At 79.1% G+C, this 2518-nt stretch carries 3 protein-coding genes; all 3 read left to right on the top strand.

Translation table 11 applies throughout. The annotated features are described in order from the left end of the window. A partial coding sequence (locus ACFQH9_RS06335; RefSeq protein ID WP_379564947.1) for an aldehyde dehydrogenase family protein occupies positions 1–1215 on the top strand: 1215 nt, incomplete at its 5' end. A gap of 109 nt (positions 1216–1324) precedes the next feature. After that, complete coding sequence (locus ACFQH9_RS06330) at positions 1325–2119, top strand: DUF4142 domain-containing protein (protein ID WP_379564946.1); 795 nt, start codon at positions 1325–1327, stop codon at positions 2117–2119. Between the two features lie 125 nt (positions 2120–2244). After that, positions 2245–2518: hypothetical protein (locus ACFQH9_RS06325; RefSeq protein ID WP_379564945.1), on the top strand; the 274-nt coding region annotated here is incomplete at its 3' end.

Below are 2518 nucleotides of genomic sequence, written 5' to 3'. Positions count from 1 at the left end.
GCCGCCGCGTCCCGCGCCGCCGCCGATGCCGTGCGCGCGGCCGCCGACGAGCTCGCCGAGCTGAACACCCGGGAGACCGGCAAGACCCCGGGCGACGCCCGCGGTGGCGTCGAGGCCGGCGTCGGCACCCTGGAGCAGTACGCCCAGCTCGGGCCGCTGCACCGCGGGCGCAGCCTCCAGGGCGGCTGGGGCGCCACGGACCTGATGGTGCACGCGCCGCGCGGCGTCGTCGCCGTCCTCACCCCGTGGAACGACCCGGTCGCGGTGGCCGCGGGACTGCTCGGCGCCGCGCTGGTCACCGGGAACACCGTGGTGCACAAGCCGAGCGAGCGCTGCCCGCGGACCGGGCGCCGCTTCGCCGAACTGCTCGCCGCGCACCTGCCGAAGGGCATCCTGCAGATCCTCGACGGGGACGGGGCGGTCGGCGAGGTACTGGCCGGGTCGACGGAGGTCGACGTCGTCGCGCACGTCGGCAGCACCGCCACCGGCCGGTCGATCGCCGCGGCCTGCGCGCGGACGGGCGCGAAGGTGCTGCTGGAGAACGGCGGCAACGACCCGCTGATCGTCGACGCGGGCGTCGACCCGGTGTGGGCCGCCGAGCAGGCGGCGCTCGGCTCCTTCGCCAACGCCGGGCAGATCTGCGTGTCCGTGGAGCGGATCTACGTGCACACCGAGGTCGCCGGGCCCTTCCTCGAGGCGCTCGTGGCCGAGGCGGGCAGGTGGGCCGAGCGGATCGGCCCGCTCGTCGACGAGCGCCAGCGGGAGCACGTGCACGGGCACGTCCGCGGCGCCGTCGCGGACGGCGCGCGCCTGCTGGCGGGCGGCGAGCTGCCCTCCGGGCCCGGCTCGTTCTACCCGCCGACCGTGCTGGGCGGCTGCACGCCGGGCATGGCGGTGCTCTCCGAGGAGACGTTCGGGCCGGTCGCGCCGGTGCGGGAGGTGCCGGACCTCGACACCGCGCTGCGCGAGGCCGCCGAGGACCGGTACGGGCTCGCCGCGACCGTGCTCACCCCGGACATGGAGCACGCCCAGCGCGCCTGGCGCGAGCTGCCGGTGGGCACGGTGAAGGTCAACGCGGTCTTCGGTGGTGCCCCGGGCGGGGCGGCCGAACCGCGCGGCGCGAGCGGGCAGGGGTTCGGGTACGGGCCGGAGCTGCTCGACGAGATGACCACGACGACCGTCGTGCACCTGGCGCCGCCGCCGGCGGCCCGCTGAGTACCCACTTCGTCGTTCCCCCATCCGCCTCCGCCGACGGGGGCCGGAGGAACCACCCGAACGGCTGCGCGCGGTTGCGGGAACACGGCGCGCCCCGATACTCGGGCCCGTGACCAGCACAGTTCGGGGGAACGTGATGACCACTCGCCTCACGCGCGCGACCGCCGGGACGGTCCTCGCGGCGCTCGCCCTCACCGGCGCGGCCGCGTGCGGGTCGGGGTCCGACCAGGCGCCGCCCGCGCCGACCGGGAGCGCGGCGCCGCCGTCCCCGGGCGGCGGGAGCGCGGCGCCGTCCCCGGGCGGCGGCACCGGCGGCGGGGCGATCGCCGCCACCCGGCAGGCCTTCGGGCAGGCGAACCAGGGTGCGCTCGCACTCGTCGCGCTCGGCGGGCTCGGCACCGACAAGGGCGTCGGCGAGCAGGTCCAGGGCCTGGCCCCGGACCTGACGTCCCAGGGTCGGGCGCTGCTCGACCAGGTCAGGCAGGCCGCCACCGCGCAGGGCGTGACCCTCGGCGACCAGCTGGACGCCCGGCAGCAGGCGCTGATCGCGGACCTGCAGGCGCGCAGCGGGCAGCCGTTCGACGCCGCGTGGCTGCAGGCGGCGCAGTCCACGCTGCAGCAGGCCCGGGACGCCGCCAACGCGGTGCTCAACGACCCGAACGCCTCGGCCGAGGCCAAGTCCGCGGCGCGGCAGGCGCTCGCCCAGCTCGACGCGCTGGCCGGGAGGCTCTCGGCGGCCGCGTCGTCGGCGGGCGCCTCGACGCCGGGCTCGGTCGACGCCGGCACCGGCGGCCAGGCCGCGACCACCGACGACGTCCTGCCGGTCGTCCTCGCCGGATCCGGACTGGTGCTGCTCGGTGCCGCCGGAGCGGCCGGGTACCGGGCGCGGCGGACCCGGGCCTGACCGTGCGCCTGCGGGCGCCGCATCCGCCGGCCGGCGACCCCCTCGCGGGGCCGCCGGCCGCGGGCGTGCGCGGCGATGTGGCGCCGACCGCGGGTGCGCCGGGCGATGCGCCGTCGGTCTCGGGTGTGCGCGACGACGCGGTGGCCACCGCGGGTGCGGGCGGCGGCGCGGCGACGAGCGCTCGCGGAACGGGCTCCAGCCCGCGGCGGTGGGGGCCCGTCCTGCTCGCGCTGGCCGGGGTGGCGTTGCTGGTCGCGGCGGCGGTGCTCGCGGTCGGTCGCGAGCCCGCCGTGGACGCGCAGCCGGTCGGCGTGGTGCCCGGCGGGGCCGCGACGCCGGAGCCGGTGGAGTCGGGCGACCTGCGGCCGGGCGCCCCGTCGAGGCTCCGCCCCGGCGGCT

It is taken from the genome of Pseudonocardia lutea, assembly GCF_042658055.1.
Lineage (GTDB): Bacteria > Actinomycetota > Actinomycetes > Mycobacteriales > Pseudonocardiaceae > Pseudonocardia > Pseudonocardia lutea.
This window is presented reverse-complemented; position numbering and strand designations above follow the sequence as displayed.